Origin of the sequence: Kitasatospora sp. NPDC056651, assembly GCF_042792155.1 — a bacterium.
Classification (GTDB): Bacteria; Actinomycetota; Actinomycetes; order Streptomycetales; family Streptomycetaceae; genus Kitasatospora.
In genome coordinates this window covers 1-17354 of record NZ_JBHTWX010000089.1, presented here as the reverse complement: position 1 = coordinate 17354, position 17354 = coordinate 1, and the positions used below count along the sequence as shown (strand labels likewise).

Sequence of the window (17354 nt, the reverse complement as noted above, 5' to 3'; positions counted from 1 at the left end):
GATGGCTTCACTGAAGAGGTCGGCGAGGTCCTGGACGAGGCCGGCCTCTACGACCTGCTCGGTGAGATGGGCCCCGCTCCTGCCCGCCGGCGGCCTCCCACGCGGCACCGCGGTACAGACCGACGACACCGCCCTGCTCCTCGCCCTCGCCACCGACCCCCTGGCCGCCGACCCCGCCTGCTGGGCCGCCGCCGTGGACCTGCCCGACCTCGGACTCGCCGCCGCAGGCTACGGCCTGCCCCTGCAACGCCTCGTCGTCGCCGACCACGTGGGCGAGCACCACTTCGGCGAAGTCGTCACCGCCCTCGCCGACGCCTGCACCGTCCTCCTGGTCCGCCCACCCCGACACCTCGCCCCCCGCACCACCGCCCGCCTGGAGGCCCACCTGCGCCGCACCGGCGCCGTCATGCTCTGCCACGGCCGCCCCTGGACCGGCGCCACGCTGCGCCTGGAGGTCACCGACCGACGGTGGTCCGGCCTGGGCGACGGCTGGGGACAGCTCACTGGCCGCGAGGTAGAGGTCCGCTCCTCGGGCCGGGGTGCGGGGCACCGTCCGCGGACCGCCCGGTTGTGGCTGCCCGACGAGAGCGGTGCCGTCGCCCCTGTGGCCACGGGCGCCGTCATCGGTGCGGAGCGGCCGGGGGCCGTCGCCGCGCTGGCGTAGCCGCAGGTGCGCGGCGGGCCGGTGTACCCGCACGCTGGGGCAAGGGCCGGCCCGTTGCCCGAACCCCCGAACGGGCGCGGGTCGGCCTTTCCCCGTCGGGCCTCCCGGTGTCGGTGCCGGCTGGGATGCTGAGCGGCATGGATGACGAGGCGCTGCTGCGGGGCCGGGTCTACGGCGCGGACCACGAAGCCCCGGACCCCGGCCCGCGGCCCGGGTGTGTACCGCGGGCTCGTCGGCGGTCCGCTCGACGGCCTGTTCCTGTTCTCTGAACTACCTAACTCTGCGGCTCTGTTCACGATGACGGGGGATCATCATGCGGAAGACTGTGCGGGGTGACCCTTCCTACTCCCCTTGCCGCTGCTGAAGAAATCCACACTCACCTCGTCGACCAGCTCAACCTCGCCCTTCGCCGACCCGGGATGTACGGCGGCGAGGCGGCTCTTCGGATCCTGATTGATCACCTGCTGTTCGTGGAACGCCGGCCCGAGGCGTGGGCCCAGCTGCAGCGGGGCTGGGAAGACCGGGGGCTCTGGACCTCGATCGGCATCGCCGGGGCCTTCCAGGCCTTGTTCCCCGCACAGGCCGACTGCAATGAAATCTCCTCGGTGTACGCGGAGTTCGCGCAGCAGAGTGGCTGGCTCAAGCCCGACCGGGTTCTCACCGGGGAGGCGTACGAGGCCCTCACTGGCCGTGTCCGGCGGTGGGCCGCTGCGGACCGCACCTGGGCAGACGTGACGGCGGAGTTTGGTTCTCCCTCTGTGCTGTTCGGAGGGAACAACCCTCTTTGCGGGAAGACGCTCGGTTACCTCACTGAGGATCCGCAGCAGCCGATGGTGGTCTTCCACTTGTGGAACGGCAGCGGCCCAGGGACTGAATCGTGGCCGCCCGAGCAGGAGCAACCGCAGCTTCTCGCAGTGCGCTTCGGCGTGGGCTCGTTCCCCGGGTCGTTGACCTTCACCCCCGAGGGCGAGCGGCAGAAGCCAACGATCGGTGATCCTCGCGGACGAACGTACGGGGCTTGACCGGTCGGCTTTCACAGGTCCCGTGCCTCGTGCGTGCGAGCGGTCATCTGGTCGAACCTGGGGATACCCATGAAGACGGGGGAGGCCCTGCGCTCCTGTTGGACGTCGAGTTGGTAGACCTTCTCCTGCGCTGCGGCGAGGCTGACGGAGAGTCCTTCGACTTCGCCGAGCCAGCCCTCGCGTTGGGCTTCGGCGATCCGGTCGGCGAGGTTGTCACAGATTTCAACCAGCCGGGCCCTCTCCGCAGAGGAAGCGATGAGGACGGGGCATCGGACGCAGGCTCATCCGAAGTAAACCAACTGGCTGACTGGTTGGACGGATCGCAGTCGAGTTACTGAAAGTAGTGGGCGGAAATTTTGGTACTTGGCGGCATCCGAGCGTGTCGCGCTGTGGCGCGGCCACGGTCATCGAGGTCGCGCCACCTTGCGCCTGAGCCCACTTCACGGGTGTCCAGGTGCGAGAGCACCGAGCACCCCATGGCCGTCATTGCTTATCGGAGCTCAGGCAGTGGTCCGGAGTTCTTCGGGTAGCAGCCCTCTTCAAGCCGGAAGAGGTACTTCCGGAGGTCCGCGCCGAGCCCTTCAGTGATGTAGGCGGCAAAGTCCCTCAGCCCCTCCGCGGCTTCCCGCTCGTCGGACATGTCGCTGGACGACCATCTGGGCAGGAGGGACTCCAGGTACTCGGTGACCCGCCCACGGTCGCGCCACCAGTCCCGAACAGCCTCGGGTGTCCATCGGCTGTCACCGTCGCAGGCATAGCCGCGGTACGGATCTTCCTGGGCTGCTGTCACCAGGTTCAGGACCTCGGCCGTGGTCACCGGCTGGCGATACACATATTCACCGAAGTACTCGCCGCCGTAGAGCACATGACGCGGTGCGTGCAGTCGGCCCGTCCAACAGTTGTCGGCGATGCCGGTGTAGAAGGGGCCAGGAACGTTCAACCAGAGCCGGTCCTCCCAACGCCCGCCGAAGGACGTCTCGGGCTCGCCTTCTGGAAGCGCCGCTATCGGTTCCCAGCACAGCTCTTCGTAGGTCATCTGCGAAGCTTAGGACCCGTTGGGAAGGCTGTCTCAGCGTCGGCGCTGCTTCGTCCGGTGTCGCGTCGGATGTCGGGCATGCCGAGGTGGACCGTGGACGGCTGAGTTTCACGCTCGCGCATGGCCTCCAGCTTCTGCGTGGCGGCGGCCATGGTGGTCTCGATGGCGGCGACCTCGCCGAGCCAGCTCTGGTTCTTGGCCTCTTGGAGACGGTCGACGAGGTTGGCGTGGATCTCCTGGAGGCGTGGCATCTGGGCTGGGTCCACGCGGAGTAGGGGGCACCTGACACAGGCGTTTTCATGCTGGCACGGGGTCGCGTAGTCGCGGCCGCAGATCTTCGCGGCGATGTGCGGGGGCAGTCCGGAGCGGATGGCGTCGGTCACGAAGATCCTTCTGAAGTCGTGGGGGCGCCATTCGAGCGGGTCGCCGGCCACTGTGATCTGGGCGGACTGCGAGGTCGCGACCAGGCACTCGCGGATGTAGCTGTGGGTCAGCGGGCGGTCCTCGGTCCCGTACCGGCGTTGGAACAGGAGTGGCATAGGCGGGCTCCAGGTCTGTTCGAACACGTCGTAGGCCGACACCAGCGGCAGGGCGGCGTTCCCGGCCCGGACCCGGAAGATCACCCCCGAGGTCTGGCTGCACTGGGATCCGAAGACCGTGGAGGAACGGGGCGTGCTGGCGCGGCTGAACCACCGCATGGACTTCCTGATCCTCCTGCCCAACGGAATCCGCGTCATCGTGGAGGTCGACGGACCCCAGCACTACTCGGGCACCAAAGCGGTCGACGGCACCGTGCGCGGTGACCGTGAGTTGAAGCTCCGCGGCTACGACGTCTGGCGCGTCACCACGAGCGAACTCCGCCGACAGTCGATCCCAGCCTTCGTGGAGCGGTTCTTCACGAACATCTTCAAGCACCATGGCGTGGAGGCGCCTCTGGCAGTCACCGACTGAGGCACACAGGCGGCCGTCCCAGGTACACCGTGCGAAGAAGGCGGGGCGATCCCCGCAACATCCGAGGACCGCCCGCGCGCGTGCGGGATCGGATCGTGGAAGAGCGGTGACATGCCTGGTCATCACGCTTACAGTGGTGCGTCCGATCACGGAACGCTGGGGAGGACGTCATGGCCGCACGCGCGCGCAGGGACTCGGTCTGGGGCATCAGCATGCCGGACTCGAACTGGGGCGGCATCGTCGGCTCGTCCTTGGGTACCAGCACGCCCGACACGATCTGGGGTGCCGTCGACTCCACCTGGGGCATGGACAGGGGCCAGACCCTCGGCCGGATCTGAACCGGCGACGTTCCCACGTCCCACGCTGCCACGGCACGCCTGCGCTCATCCACCGACGCGCCCGTCACTCCGCGGCCTCGTTCGGGGCATAGGTGCCGCGGGGCATCCGGGGCGGTCGCGTCCGGACGTCGGAAGACTCTGAGGGCGGGACGAGCGGCGGAACCTTGATCTTGGTGACCGATGTGGTGAGCGGGCGTCGGCAACGGTCACACAAGAAGCGCGGCATGTTGCTGATTCTGCAAGCTCGCGATCAGCCCTGACCAGCGATTTTGAACCGGTCACGGCCTCGCCGAGATTTTCATAGCCGAAGATCATCCCGGGCCTGTGGCAGGTCGGCCCGCGTACCGGCGGCGTAGACGGGCGATCAGTACAACCCGGAGGCGGAAAAGCGGGACGCCAGCTCGACCGCCCACGATGCGTTTCTGGAGCTTGACGTCGGTGATCCGGCCCTCGTTGACGCCGGAGTCGTGAGGCGTGGTGATGCCCTGGGCGACCGCGTGCTGGTCTTCGCGCAGGGCGGTGGCGATTCCGGCGAGGGGCGCCAGCCCGCTGCTGGCGAGTCGTCCGAGCCAGCCCTCCAGTGGTGTGGCGTCGCGGGTGTCGAGCATGGCGGCGAAGTCCCGGACCAGGTCGTGGGTGAGGCGGAGTTCCGGGCAGTGTTCGAGCAGCCGACGCAGACGCTCGGCGGTTTGCGGGCCATGCCGGCCTGGGCTGGTGATGATCCAGCGTGCGGCTTCTCGTGGGAAAGGCGGACGCTCGAGCGGCTTGTCCAGAGGCAGGCCGCGCCTGAGTGGTGCGAGAGCCATCTTCACGCGCTGGTAGTGCCCCAGGTAGCCCTTACCGACAAGTTCCTGATGAAGAATCGCCGCGTTGTGCTCGCCCTCGTCCCAACGTTGCCGCAGGTAGTCGAGGTAGGGACAAGAGTGGACGGGCGGCGGGAAGAGCGCCGCACGACCTCCTGCCAGGTGCGGGCCTGGGCGTACTTGCGCACCGTGCGGCGATCCAGGCTGAGTTCACGGGCCACGGAGCTGTGCGAGCGGCCGGTGCCGGTCAGTGCGTGCACGGCTTCGAACAACCGCCGTGCGTGTCGGACGGCCAGGCCGTCCGCATCGCCGGTATCGCTACTCGCTGTCTTGGCGGGCTCCGACCCGGCGCGGGCAGGGCGGTGAGCGCTTCGGGCAGGCAGCCGCGGTGGGCGGCGGCGATGTCCTGAACGCGCCGGGACAGGCCCTGCCAGAGGTGGAAGCGGTCGCTGACCTGGACTGCGTCGGGGGCGCCGTCGGCGATGCCCTGCGGTAGGTGAGTGATCCGTCACGACAGGTGATCTCGGCACCGGGGTGCTCTCGTAGCCAGCGGCTCAGCTGTTCGGCGTCCCTGCCTTCCCAGAGTGTCAGCGGGAGCCGTGTCGTGGCATCGACCAGGAGGGTGCCGTAGGTGTCGCCGTAGAGCGCGAAGTCGTCCACCCCCAGCACCCGGGGTGTGACGAGCGGCGGCAGTGGCACCCGCATCAGCTGGGTGAGTACGGTGGATCGCGAGAGCGTGATGTTGAGGATGCTCAGCATCCGGCTCCCGCCGCGGCAGGCCAGCACGACGCTGACCTCCTCGACCAGCTGCTGCAGCAGCGGGGTCCGCCGCTGGTAGCGCACCGTCAGCCCTGATACCTGTTCGGCGAAGGTCACCTTGGGGCAGGCCGGGTTTTCGCAGTAGAGGCGACGCACGCTCAAGTCGATCCGTACCGGCCTGCTTCCGACCGTCGCGTCGGCCAGCTGCCGTACGTACCGGCTGTGGATCCACTCGCTCACGGCCCCGCATCCCGTACACGCTGCTGGGTCCCAGGACCGTGTACGGGCCTGGACCACCACGACGGGACCGGACCCATCGACCGAGGTCACAATCACGTCCGCCAAGTGCGGGAACAGCGAAGCCAGTTCAGTCGAGCACTGCCAGTAGCTGCCCACCGCCGGCGAGATGATCTCCGGCTACGAAAATCTTGCCAGAGCCAGTTTTCCCTATACACCGACAGGGGGCTGCCCGTAAGGCGAGTGGTGCGGGTTCGTGGTGCGTGTCCGGTCGTTGCCGGGCCAGGGCGTGTCCTCGGGCCGCCAGTTCCCGCCGTGCCTGGGCCGGGTAGCCGTCCGGGCCCGGCCCGCTCTCCCGCTGGGTGACCGGCACGTCCGGCTGCTCGCGCGGCTCGGCGACGGTGCCGGCGGTGGCCTCACCGATCAGGCCGGGCTCCAGTGGCGCGTCGTCGGCTCGTGCCCGGGCGGTGGCCGGGACCGGCGAGGTGTGGGCGGATGCCGGTGTGCCCAGGCTGCCGGTGGCCGGGGACGCGGCCGGTTCGTCCGGACGGACTGCGGGCCTGGCTGCGAGCGGCCGTGGCTTCAGGCTGGAGCTTGTGGGCGGTCCTTGTGGTCCGCCCGGGCGCGGCACCGTCCGGGGGGGGTGTGCCGGGGTGGCGAGCGGGTCGGTGTTGTGGGTCGTGGGGTCCGGGTGGGCGGTGAGCCAGTGCTGGAGTTCGCGGTGGCGGAACTGGTAGGAGGAGCCGGACACGCGCATCAGTCCGGCGTCGCAGCAGTGGTCCAGGAAGGCACCGAGTCGCCGGGGCAGCCGGCCGCGGGAGCACAGGATGAAGACCAGGTACCGCCGGGCGCTGCTCCTGGTGAGCCACGCCGCGACCCCTGCGAGCGATCCGAGCCAGAGGGCCGACACCGCCGTGTCGGCGATGTCGGTGGGCTTGAAACCCCTTGGCGGGGGATTGAGGACGTAGTTGTAGACGGTGTAGGCCAGGAAGAACTCGATCGCGACCGTGAGCGCGGCGACCAGGGCCAGCGTCGTGCCGAGGACGAGTTCTCCGCGGATGATCTGGCGGGGTGTGACGGCGGTGGTCGGCTGCACTCTGAGCGCTGTCGCGATTCCCGGGGTCAGCCCCACCGTGGCCCCGCCGAGCGCACAGACGAAGATCCAGACTACGAAATCTTGCAGCCAACCTCTTTCGAAGAAGGCGAAGCTCTCAGGATCCCCGTTTTCGGAGAGGACAATGTAATTGTCCTGGGCGATGTACCGGAACGACCCGATCACGCCGTCCCACCCCGCCGCACCGGGCTGCTCCCCGTTCCCCGCCATGTCCTTCTCCTGGCGGTCCAATCATCCCTATCTGTCGGGGAGTTCGCGGTTTCACTGATTGCCGGTGCGCGTACTACGGTGTGGCCGTTGCCGCCGTGGGGCGGCGCGTGGGGAGGGTTGTCGTGGGGCAGCAGTTGGCGCGGGTGCCGTTGGACGGCGGGGGTTCGGTCCTCGTCGAGGCGGAGGAGGCCGCGGCGGGGCCGGTGAAGGCCGGCCGGGCCGGGGACGCGGTGCGGGAGCTGCCGGAGACTCTGGGAACTGCCTTGGAGCCGGTGACCGGTCTGGCGCGTACGGTGCTGGCGCGGTTGCGGGAGGCGGGGCCGGACGAGGTGCAGGTGGAGTTCGGGGTCGACCTGTCCGCCGCGGCCGGGCTGGTGATCACGAAGACCGCCGTCAAGAGCCATCTGACGGTGCGCGTGACGTGGCGCAAGGATGGGGGCGACGCGGCGGCTGCCGCCGCGGCTCGCAGGGCCGACGCTCCCGAAGGCGACGACGAGCCGGAGGCCGGCATCTGCGCGGCCGGCGACGAGCCGGCGGCCTGACCACATGACGGTAGGACGGGGGACCTTGCCGACCGGTGCGGTGGACGGTCTGGCGGCGGCCGTCGCGCAGGTCCGCGACGAAGCGGGACTGGTTGTGGGTGCGGGGTTCCTGGTCGCCGCCGACCTGCTGGTGACGTGCGCGCACGTCCTGGCGGACGGCGGGTACGGCCCCGGGGACGTGGTGACGCTGGCCTTCCCGCGCGCGGACGGCGCCCCAGAGGTGGCCGGCCGGGTACTGGAGGGCTCGTGGCGCGAGTCAGACGAGCAGGACGTCGCTCTGGTGCGCCTGGACCGCCCGGTGGAGATGGAGCCGTTGCGGTTGGGGTCGGCGGTGGGCGCGCGCGGGCACCGGGTGTGCTCGTTCGGGTTTCCCGTGCAGGCGCCGCCGGGCGGGCACTTCGGGTACGCCACGGCCGGCGGGATCCTCCCGGACGACGGCAAGGTCGGTGAGCTGCTGCAGCTGACCGGCGCCAACGATTTGACGCAGGGGTTCAGCGGCGGGCCGGTTCTGGACGAGGTGACCGGACTGGTGGTGGGGATGCTCACCTCGATCGCGCCCGCCGACGGACACAACCGGGGCCAGGAAATCGCCTACGCCACCCCCACCTCAGTCCTGCGCCGGGTGCGGTCCGCGCTGAACGAGCCGCGCGAGCTGGACGAACTCGACGTGTCGCCGTACCGGGCGCTGGAGCCGTTCACCACCGAGCACGCCCGCTGGTTCCGCGGCCGCGAGGACGCCGTGTGCCAGGTCCTCGCGGGACTCGACGGCGGTCGGCGGGTGGTGCTGCTCCTGGGCCCGTCCGGCTCGGGGAAGTCCTCCCTGGTCCAGGCGGGGGTCCTGCCCGCACTGGCCGCAGGGCGCCTGCAGGGCAGCGACCGCTGGCGGCAGGTGCTCACGCGGCCGGGCCCGGATCTGCCGGGCGCCCTGGCGCGGGCGGGCCTGCCCGGGAGCGAGGCCGGGGACGCCGGGGCGGACGCGACCGGCGGTGCGGCCTGTGAGGTCGGTGAGCCCCGTGTCGTGCTGGTCGTCGACCAGTTCGAGGAACTCCTCGCGCCCTCCGTCGGCCCCGAGGCCCTCCAAACGCTCGCCCGGATCACCATCGCGATCCGCTCCGACGCCGCGCTCAGTGTGGTTCTCGTGATGCGCGACGACTTCTACTCCCGCCTGTCCGCGCTCGCCCCCAGCCTGCTGGACGCCGCACTCCAGGCGAGGGGCGTCCTCAACGTCCCCGCCGTCCTCACTACCACCGACCTCGACGCGATCGTCACCGGCCCCGCCCGCGACCTGGACACCCGCTTCGACCCGGGCCTCGCCGAGCAGATCATTGCCGACGTCCTCGCCCTCAACCCCCGTGCTACCGGCGTCCACGGCGCACCCGTCACCGTCCTGCCGTTGCTCGAAGTTGCCCTCACTCGGCTGTGGGAGCGCCGCCTGGAGTACGACGGCCGCCTCACCCACGACGCCTACCGCCGCATCGGCGCCGTCACCGGTGCCCTCACCGACTGGTGCGAAACCGCCCTGCGCGAACTCGCCCCCCGGCAACGGGACACCGCCCGCAGAATTCTCACCGCCCTGGTCCGGCCTGCCGATGTCTCCTTGAACATCCCGGCAGCGCGCCAGCAGTTCCCGCTCGACGACCTGCGTGACCTGGCCACCGACGATACGACGCCCGAGGCGCTGCGGGCCGTGGGCGAGGTCCTGGCGGTTCTCTCCCGGCACCGCATCGTCACCACGGACCGGCTCCACGAAGGCGCGCAGCCGGACGGCGCGCAGGACGCGGAGGGGACTGCGGTGGCCGAGTTGGTCCACGACGCGCTGATCCGTGACTGGGACACCCTGCGCGAATGGGTCGAGCAGGATGCCCGCTTCCACGACTGGCTCGACCGTGTCCGCCAGCAACACACTCGCTGGCAAAGACATCACGACCCCCAGGACCTGCCCACCGGCACCCTCCTTGCCGAAGGCACCGACTGGGCGAGCCACCGCCGACTTCCGGCGAGCCTCGACGACTTCCTGCGATCCGGACTCCGCCGCCAACAAGCCGCCGCCCGGCGCAGCCGGCGCCTCAACACGGTCCTGGCCACCTCCCTTGCCGTCGCCCTGATCGCCTCGGGAGTCGCGTGGCAGCAATGGCAGTACCAGCGCACCACCCAGGAGCTCATGCGCGTCACCCGGGCAGCCCAGCAGGCCGACCGATCCCGCGTGCTCGCCAACCAGTCCACCGCCCGGCTCGCCGACGAGCCCGATCTCGCAGGCCTCCTCGCGGTCGCGGCCTACCGCATCAGCCCCACCACGGAAGCCGCCGCAGCCCTTCGCGACAACGTGCGCTTTCCCTTCCGCGATCGTTTCGGAGGGGGTACCGGTCCCGTACGGTCGGTGGCGTTCAGCCCGGACGGTCACACCCTCGCCACCGCCGGCGACGACGGCGTCCTGCGGCTGTGGGACCCCGCCACCGGCGGGAGCATCGCCACCGCCGCCAGCGGGACCGGTGTCGTACGGTCGGCGGCGTTCAGCCTGGACGGACGTATCCTCGTCACCGTCGGCGAGGACGGCGTCGTGCGGCTGTGGGACTCCGCCACCGGCAAGCCCACCACCACCTTCAGCATCCCCACCGGTGTCGTCCTGTCCGCGGCGTTCAGCCCGGACGGACGTACCCTCGCCACCGCTGGCGATGACGGCGTCGTGCGGCTGTGGGACCCCGTCACCGGCAAGCCCAGCGCCCCGCCCACCGGTCACACCGGTGTCGTACGGTCGGTGGCGTTCAGCCCGGACGGACATACCTTCGTCACCGCCGGCGACGACGGCAGCGCAAGGCTGTGGGACGCCGCCACGGGCGGGAGCATCGCCACCCTCGTCAGCGGCACCGGTCCCGTGCGGTCGGTGGCGTTCAGCCCGGACGGACACACCCTCGCCACCGCCGGCGACGACGGCAGCGCAAGGCTGTGGGACGCCGCCACCAGCACGCCCACCTCCACCCTCGTCAGCGGCACCGGTCCCGTGCGGTCGGTGGCGTTCAGCCCGGACGGACACACCCTCGCCACCGCCGGCGACGACGCGACCGTGCGGCTGTGGGACCCCGTCACCGGCAAGCTGACCGACATTCTCACCGGCCACACCGGTCCCGTACGGTCGGTGGCGTTCAGCCCGGACGGACGCGCTCTCGTCACCGCCGGCGACGACGGCAGCGCAAGGCTGTGGGCCTACAACAATCCGGCCGACGCGATTCGCGCGATCTGCGCGACCGTCGGCCGCGACATGACCTCCGAAGAGAGGACAGTGTTTCAGGTCCAGCCCGCCGTGTCTGTGTGCCCCTCATGAACCTAGGTTCGCAAGGACGGTGGCGTCGCGGCGTCACCGGTGCGAGGTGATCATGGTCTACCGCCAACGCCCGGAAGCCGGGGAGACGGCGCTCCGTCGCCCGTGCGCGGCGCGGCGACGCCGCGCCCCAGGGAGGGCCGTCGGCGGCGGCCTCGGCGAGGGCACCGGTCAGGCTGGTGAGGGGGGCGATCAGCCGTGCGCGGCTGCGCGGGCAGGCGGCAGCGGTATCCGATCCTGGGAGGCCGTGACGACGGGCGGGTTCTCGGTGGTGAACACCCACGCCTGCGGATCCGGCGGCCCCGTTCGAGCCGTTTGTCTTCCCGGTCTCGGTCAGGGGGCCGGGGCCGGGGGTCAGTCTCGCGGTTCCTCGACGGTTCCGGTGACGAAGAGGCTTGTCTCGAAGAGTTCCGGGTTTATCCGGACAGTGGTGAGGTGTCCGGAGAGAGCCAGGGCCATCTCGGTCTTGTCCGCGTATCGCGCCGGGTTGAAGTCCGGTACGGCCGCGGTGATGGAGTCCGTGGCCATGTCCCGGGCGCGCAGCCGGGTGGTTCCGTCCGCGTGCCAGCAGAAGGAGGTGTTCGCGTTGATGTTCCGGAAGTGTGAGACCAGGGTGGCATCCGCCCAGGCGGCGATCGACTCCTCGCGGACTCCGAGATAGCCGTTGGGCTCGATGACCAGTGTCCAGCCGTCCAGGTCGGTTGCGGCGATGAGCATCCTCTCGCCGCCGGTTTCGGCTTCCAGGTCCTCGGCCACATCGCAGACGGCGGTGACGCCGGTGACCTGCGGGCCTGTCTCGGCGTCTGCCCGACGCAGCAGTTCCCGGGCGGGCACGCCTTCGACGAGTGTCAGGCAGTACGCGTCCTGCAGCGAGGGGTAGAGGTCGCGGAACCAGCTGTGGTCCGGCGTGTGGTCGTCCATGTGTGCTTCTCCTTCGGAGGGTGGTCCCGGTAGGGCGGGTGGGTCCTGGCAGTCCGGGGCGTGTAGCCCGGCTCGCTTATTCGTACCACCCGGTGTTGTCCGGGTTCGGTTCGTGCTCGGTGTGCTTGTCGAAGCCTTCGTGGTGGGCGTGGTCCTGGGCGGCGGCCACCGCGCACCGCGCTGCGTAGGTCAGTTCCGATTCGTGTTGTTCGCGGGCGACCGCGTCGGGCCACCGCTCGTCGTCCTCGGCGTGGGCATGGTCGAGTAGGGCGGGGGTGGTGAGGCTGACCCGCGCGTGCGGCAGGCTGGCGGTCGTGGTCCCGCTTCCCTGGCGTGGCGGGCCCGCCGATCTTCTCCGGGACGAGTCCGCCCGTCCCTCGTGGCCGGTCAGCGGGTGTTGCCGTGCACGACCGTGCGGCCGGGGTAGTGGGCTTCCAGGTAAGCGCGGGCGGCATCGAGGTCGCCGACGACGCCGACGGTGGTGGTGTGGCCGTCCGGTGCGAGGTCGGTTTTGAAGACCGTGAAGCCGGGCTGGTCGAGGGACTGGAGGCCGGCTTCGAACGGGTAGTCGTGTCCGCGTCGGTAGGCGAGGTCGGAGACGATGTGGCCGCGCACGACCCGGGTCTGGCCGGGCCAGCGCCGGTCGAGGGCGCGGCGGGCCGCGGCAAGGTCGCCGATCACCTCGACGGTCTGGACCTTGTCGCCGGGGCTGGCCCCGACCATGCTCACGTGCCAGGTCGCCGGGCCGACACCTGCCTGATAGATCTTCTGCTGGAAGTCGGCCAGCGCCCGTTCCCGCGGCTCGTCGGGCTGGGCGGCGGCCGCGCCGCAGGCGACGGCTAGGCCGACGGCGAGCAGGAGCCGGCTGGTGAGTGCGACGTCCATGGACGCGGCCCCCCTTTCGTGGTGTCAGGCGAGGGAGAGGCCGAACTTGGAGACGATCGGCCCGATGGGGGTGAACGCGACGGTGTCGTAGCAGACGGTACGGATCGCCGTGTCGCCGCAGACGACCTTGTTGCCGGTGCCGGCGGCCATGATGCCGCGGGCCTGCATGTCGTCGCCGCCGGTGACGCTGGCGACCACCGGTCCGCCGCTGTCGCCCTGGGCCACGGCGCTGTCGTTGTCGTTGGTGCGGACGGCGCTGTCCAGATCGGAGTGCCAGACGCCGTCCACGTCGGCCGAGAAGTCCGTCCGGTCGATCTTCAGCGCGCAGTGCGCGCCGCTCATCGCGCCGCTGGAGCACACCAGGTCGCCGACGTTGTTGCGGCCGGCCCCGAACACGCGCCGGGACGAGCCCGCCGCGTTGTTGTACGCGCCGTCGTACCAGCGGCCGGACGGTGTGCCGTTGGTGGTGATGACGGCGACGTCGAGGGCGGTGTCGGCGTCGCTGACGGAGCCGATGACGGTTCCGGTGCCGGTCTTGTAGGTGCCGGAGGTCCCGCAGTGCGCGGCGGTGAGCAGCACCGCGACTTTGCCGCGCCAGCCGCCGAACCCGCTGGTGCAGAAGGCATTGCCAGGGGCGTAGAGTTCGGCGCCGGCGCTCCAGGGGGCGGAGTCGTTGTGGCGGGTCGCGGTGGCCGTCGGGGCGGCGGCCGGGGTGGCTTCGACCGGGACTCCGGCGAGTTCGGCGGCGCGGGCGGCGATCTGCTCGCGCGCGCGGGCACCGTCCTGGCGGACCGGGTCCGGTGTGTAGCCGACGGTCAGGCCGGTCCCGTCGGGGGCGGGCCCGGCCGAGGTCCACACCGCGCCCACGACGCCGCCTTCGGCGGCCGCCACGAGCCGGTCCCGCGCCTCGCGCAGCTCCAGCAGGGTGAAGGGGGCCTGCCGGACCTGGCCGGTGATCCCCGGAGGCGTGTGCGTCAGCAGGTCGGTGATGCGCTGGGGAACGGTGCCGTGCCAGTACAGCGTCAGGCGGCCCTGCTGAGGGTCGATCGTGTGCCCGGCGTAGCCCGGGATCGTCGCGCGCCGGTGCTCGGGCACCTCCTCGGTGATGGCGTCGGCGAGCCGGTCGAGCGCCGCCTGACGGCGGAGCACCTCGGGGGCCACGATGCCGGTTGCGTGGTGCGCGCCGGGCCCGGGCGGCGTCGCGGCCGCCCGGGCCGGCACCGCGGTGAGGAGGGTGAGCAGGGCCCCGGCGGCGGCCGTCCTGCTGGTACGCATCCGCCCAGTACCCCACACCGCGGACCACCAGCACCAGCCGCCAGTTGCCTTGTCACCCGCACGAGCGATTTCCGTGGTCCGCGCCGCCGAACTGTCGGCCCCGGCCCGGCCAGGCGGCTGTTGCTGTGGGAGCTGGTCCAGCGAACCCCTCACCCCGGGAGGGCGAGGGACTGGGCCGGGGTGTAGACGGCGACCTGGAGGAGGGCGCGGGTGGGAGTGGTCCAGGCGGCGTGGCGGCTGCGGGTGGTGACCACCGTCCGCCCCGCGGGCACCTCGGGCGGCCACAGCCCGGTCAGCGCGGCAGGGTCGGGAACGTTGTCCGGGACGATCAGCCACCGCCGCCCGCTGCCGCGCAGCCAGCCGAGGAAACCGAGGGCCGCTTCCTCGGCGTCCTGCCCGTCGTACCGGCCGGGCACCACCTCGCGGGCGGCCTGGGCGTACGCGGCGGTGACGGCCCCGGCGGTGGCGGCGTTCACCCACACCACCAGATCCACCGCTACCGGCCCCCGTTCCGCGACGCTGCCAGCCCCGACGGCCCCGATGGCCCCGGCGGGGCTCACGCCGTCCGGCGGTTCAGCGGGGGAAGGGCCGCTCGCAGCCACCGGCTCGGGCCCCGCTGCGGCGGCCCCCGTTGTCGGGCCGCCGCCGGCCATACCAGCCGCACCTGCCTCCCTGGCTGTACCGGCCGCGGTTGCGGCGGTGAGGGATACCTGCCAGGTCTGGTGGGCATGGTGGGCGGCGAGCTGGGTCTTGCCGACACCGCCGGTGCCGGTGACGACCTGCCCCAGCACCGCGGTCCTCGCACCGCCCTCGGCGAGCGAGGCCCGCAGCACTACGGTCTCGGGGCGATGCTGGAAGTGCCCGGCCAGATTCGGGACCGGACCGAGGAACACCGGCCACCGCACCTCCGGGGCGGGCGCCGCGTGGTGGTGGACCTGGTGGACGGTCAGATCGCCGCCGACCCCGCCGACCTGGAACACGCTCCCGCCGACCGTGCTGCCCTCCACCCGGTTCGACACCCCACCGCCCCCGCTCTGCCCGGTCGTGCCGGTTGCACGGATGCCGCCGGGTTCGCTGTCCCCGGGCGCGGCCTGTGCGGTGTGGCGGTCGTTCTCTGCCGGCGGCTCGGTCCCGGTACCGGGGGACGGGGTCATGGCCTGCTCCGTCGCGGGCCGACGGCCGGACGCCGGTCTCCACCGGGCCCCACGGCCGGGGCCGCGCCCCTCGCAGCCGGCGGGACCACCACCGCCCCGGGGCCCGCTTCGGCCCCCGGGTGCGGTCCGGCCGCCCCGAGCGCGGGACTGCCCCCACGCGTGGAAGGGGATTCGCCCACCCGCCGCCCACCCGCGCAGGGCGAACACCGAACCCCAGCACTCGGCACCCGGCGCCCGGAGTGTGTTGCCCGCACTGCGCGCGGCCGCCGACGGTGTCGCGGCTGCCGGGGCGCTGCTCCGGCAGCACACCAACCGGGCCGGTGCGATGCCAGCGGGAGAACTGCACTGCGGCGGCCCCGGCGCGCGGCCGTCCGCCAGGAGCCGAGCCGGCCTGCCGGCGACCGGTCGTGCCACTGCCTCCGACCGCCCCGCTGGCGTCAGCCCGGCAGCCGCGCCGCAGACAGGCTCCCGGGGACCGGCATACCACCTGGACCCGCGCCCGCAGCAGATCCCCGGCCCCGGGCGCAGGCGAAAGAGCCCCGAAGGGCCTCGCAAGGCTTCGCGGGCCCCGGCACCCGGGGCCCCCGTCCGGGGGTCTGTCTACGCCCACTCCACGCCGTGCTCGGCGAGCTGCGCGAGCTGCCCCGGGGTCAGCTTCGCCCGGCGGTCCTTCTCTTCTCATGGCCCATCAGGCCATCTCCGGCAACCTTCCGCACCTCGGGGGAACCTCAGGCCCGTCGGCGAAGCTGCCACCCGAAAGGCCTGGACCTTCGGAGGATCATCGGCCATAGTCAGGTGCTCGACGATCGATCGTCTTTCTCAACTACTGGGGGTTCCTTTGAACAGCACGTCGAACAGCATGTCGCGCGCCGCGTCCGCCAAGCGGCGAGGCGCTTTCCTGTTCACGGCTGCCGCCCTGGCGACCGTCGGGGTCGCGGGCACCGCCCAGGCCGTGCCCAACTCCGGCTCGCTCTGGGTTGGCTACGGCAAGGCCAACGCCTACAACAGCGTGCGATGCGTGCAGCAGATCTCCAACAGCCTGCACTGGCAGACCGGTTACCACACCATCGCGGAAGACGGCGCGTTCGGGAGCGACACCTACGGCGCGGTCATCGCCCTCCAGCGGTGGGCGGGTCTGCCCCAAGATGGCGTCGTCGGCCCGCAGACCGGCGACTACGTCCTCACCGCGACCAAGGACGAGTACGGCTGCTACTGGAACCTGCCCTCGCTCCACTGACGCGTGACGAGCGGTGGGCCGGAGAGCAGGATGAAGCGCATGTGCGGTCGCTTCTCGGGCTTTCCGGCCTGGGTACGCGACACCGGGTAGAGATGCTCGATCGGCTTGGGATGATCTGGTCCGTCTCCGACGCGCGGTTCGAGGCCGGCCTCGACTGGGCGCGGGTGTGGGCGAAGGAGCATGGCGGCTCGCTGGCGGCGCCGGCGCGGGCTGCCGTCGGCGGGTATGCGATCGGGGCGTGGCTGGCTGGGCTGCGGGCCGCGCTGGAGGAGATCGACCCGTGGTGGTGCCTGGCCTGGCCGATCGTTCGGCAGCGCTCCTACGCGGTCGGATGGCCGGGTCGACTGGGCGCAGCTGCCGGTGGAGACGGAGTTCGAGGGCGAGCAGTTCGGCCAGTGGGTGCGGGCGCGGCGGGCCGGCTTCGCCGAGCTCGACCAGGAGCAGCGGGACTTGCTGACGGCGATCGGCATCGAGGAGGACCTGGAGCTGGCGGCGGCGCGGGCAGCGGCCGCGGCGAAGCCGAAAGTGTCGCGGGCGGATCGGTTCCAGCAGCACCTGGCTGCGCTGGTGGCGTTCGTCGAGCGGGCACGCGAAGGTGCCGCGCACGCACAAGACGGCGGAGGGGCTGTCGCTGGGTACCTGGCTGGCCAACCAGAAGGCCCGCCGGGACAAGTTCAGCGAGGAGCGGCGCGGGCAGCTGGAGGCTCTGGGCGTGGCCTGGTGGCCCCGCCCCCGGCCCGAGGCCGGTGCCCGTGGTCGGCGCTACGCTGTTGCGGCCCTGAGAAACCACTGGAGGGCGCCCCCCCCCCCCCGGGGGGGGGGGCCCCCGCGCCGGGGGGGGGCGCCAGCGCGCCCGCCCCCGGGGGGGCGGCCCCCCCCCGGGGGGAGCC

Annotated in this window: 17 protein-coding genes; 8 read left to right on the top strand and 9 right to left on the bottom strand. The window is 71.7% G+C overall.

Annotation, left to right across the window (positions count from 1 at the left end):
- Positions 1 to 61: 61 nt before the first annotated feature.
- Both ACFRAR_RS28425 and ACFRAR_RS28420 read left to right on the top strand, forming a co-directional pair.
- Positions 62 to 664, top strand: coding sequence for a hypothetical protein (locus tag ACFRAR_RS28425; RefSeq protein ID WP_380701229.1), 603 nt, complete (start codon positions 62 to 64; stop codon positions 662 to 664).
- A gap of 332 nt (positions 665 to 996) precedes the next feature.
- A complete protein-coding gene (locus ACFRAR_RS28420) occupies positions 997 to 1686 on the top strand; it encodes a hypothetical protein (protein WP_380701227.1) in 690 nt (229 codons plus the stop codon).
- 490 nt (positions 1687 to 2176) lie between these two features.
- Here the strand turns inward: ACFRAR_RS28420 and ACFRAR_RS28415 are convergent, their stop codons facing one another.
- Together ACFRAR_RS28415 and ACFRAR_RS28410 are read right to left on the bottom strand one after the other, a co-directional pair.
- The gene (locus tag ACFRAR_RS28415) at positions 2177 to 2722 is read right to left on the bottom strand and encodes a hypothetical protein (protein ID WP_380701225.1); all 546 of its coding nucleotides are present in this window, start codon (positions 2720 to 2722) and stop codon (positions 2177 to 2179) included.
- The gene (locus ACFRAR_RS28410; RefSeq protein WP_380701224.1) at positions 2719 to 3345 is read right to left on the bottom strand and encodes a hypothetical protein; all 627 of its coding nucleotides are present in this window, start codon (positions 3343 to 3345) and stop codon (positions 2719 to 2721) included. Before ACFRAR_RS28410 ends, ACFRAR_RS28415 begins: the two co-directional genes overlap by 4 nt.
- A 49-nt stretch (positions 3346 to 3394) precedes the next feature.
- Here ACFRAR_RS28410 and ACFRAR_RS28405 point away from each other — a divergent pair, with 49 nt between their 5' ends.
- Together ACFRAR_RS28405 and ACFRAR_RS28400 are read left to right on the top strand one after the other, a co-directional pair.
- Positions 3395 to 3673 (top strand): DUF559 domain-containing protein, encoded by a 279-nt coding sequence (locus ACFRAR_RS28405; RefSeq protein WP_380701222.1) that lies wholly within the window; start codon positions 3395 to 3397, stop codon positions 3671 to 3673.
- Positions 3674 to 3843: 170 nt separating this feature from the next.
- Positions 3844 to 4011, top strand: coding sequence for a hypothetical protein (locus ACFRAR_RS28400; protein ID WP_380701220.1), 168 nt, complete (start codon positions 3844 to 3846; stop codon positions 4009 to 4011).
- 311 nt (positions 4012 to 4322) lie between these two features.
- On the opposite strand, the gene ACFRAR_RS28395 is transcribed toward ACFRAR_RS28400, so the two are convergent.
- The 3 genes from ACFRAR_RS28395 to ACFRAR_RS28385 all read right to left on the bottom strand — a co-directional run bounded on the left by ACFRAR_RS28395 (position 4323) and on the right by ACFRAR_RS28385 (position 6906).
- Entirely contained in the window at positions 4323 to 4817 is a 495-nt protein-coding gene (locus tag ACFRAR_RS28395; RefSeq protein ID WP_380701260.1) for a transposase, read from the bottom strand.
- 315 nt (positions 4818 to 5132) lie between these two features.
- A complete protein-coding gene (locus ACFRAR_RS28390; protein WP_380701259.1) occupies positions 5133 to 5870 on the bottom strand; it encodes a transposase family protein in 738 nt (245 codons plus the stop codon).
- A gap of 70 nt (positions 5871 to 5940) precedes the next feature.
- Positions 5941 to 6906, bottom strand: a complete 966-nt coding sequence (locus ACFRAR_RS28385) for a hypothetical protein (RefSeq protein ID WP_380701218.1) — start codon at positions 6904 to 6906, stop codon at positions 5941 to 5943.
- Positions 6907 to 7256: 350 nt separating this feature from the next.
- On the opposite strand from ACFRAR_RS28385, the gene ACFRAR_RS28380 reads away from it, so the two are divergent.
- The gene (locus ACFRAR_RS28380) at positions 7257 to 7676 is read left to right on the top strand and encodes a CU044_2847 family protein (RefSeq protein ID WP_380701217.1); all 420 of its coding nucleotides are present in this window, start codon (positions 7257 to 7259) and stop codon (positions 7674 to 7676) included.
- A gap of 25 nt (positions 7677 to 7701) precedes the next feature.
- Entirely contained in the window at positions 7702 to 10995 is a 3294-nt protein-coding gene (locus ACFRAR_RS28375) for a trypsin-like peptidase domain-containing protein (RefSeq protein ID WP_380701215.1), read from the top strand.
- A 351-nt stretch (positions 10996 to 11346) separates the two neighbouring features.
- Here ACFRAR_RS28375 and ACFRAR_RS28370 read toward each other — a convergent pair whose 3' ends face one another.
- The 4 genes from ACFRAR_RS28370 to ACFRAR_RS28355 form a co-directional block, all read right to left on the bottom strand.
- Positions 11347 to 11913: a DUF6461 domain-containing protein gene (locus ACFRAR_RS28370; protein ID WP_380701213.1), complete on the bottom strand. Its 567-nt coding sequence runs from the start codon at positions 11911 to 11913 to the stop codon at positions 11347 to 11349.
- A 387-nt stretch (positions 11914 to 12300) separates the two neighbouring features.
- On the bottom strand, positions 12301 to 12798 hold the full coding sequence (locus ACFRAR_RS28365) for a hypothetical protein (protein WP_380701211.1): 498 nt from the start codon (positions 12796 to 12798) through the stop codon (positions 12301 to 12303).
- 24 nt (positions 12799 to 12822) lie between these two features.
- The gene (locus tag ACFRAR_RS28360; protein ID WP_380701209.1) at positions 12823 to 14073 is read right to left on the bottom strand and encodes a S1 family peptidase; all 1251 of its coding nucleotides are present in this window, start codon (positions 14071 to 14073) and stop codon (positions 12823 to 12825) included.
- Positions 14074 to 14222: 149 nt separating this feature from the next.
- Positions 14223 to 15227, bottom strand: coding sequence for a hypothetical protein (locus ACFRAR_RS28355; RefSeq protein ID WP_380701207.1), 1005 nt, complete (start codon positions 15225 to 15227; stop codon positions 14223 to 14225).
- A gap of 859 nt (positions 15228 to 16086) precedes the next feature.
- Here ACFRAR_RS28355 and ACFRAR_RS28350 point away from each other — a divergent pair.
- Both ACFRAR_RS28350 and ACFRAR_RS28345 read left to right on the top strand, forming a co-directional pair.
- Positions 16087 to 16464: a peptidoglycan-binding protein gene (locus ACFRAR_RS28350; protein ID WP_380701205.1), complete on the top strand. Its 378-nt coding sequence runs from the start codon at positions 16087 to 16089 to the stop codon at positions 16462 to 16464.
- A gap of 538 nt (positions 16465 to 17002) precedes the next feature.
- On the top strand, positions 17003 to 17354 hold a 352-nt coding region (locus tag ACFRAR_RS28345; RefSeq protein WP_380701257.1), incomplete at its 3' end, for a helicase associated domain-containing protein.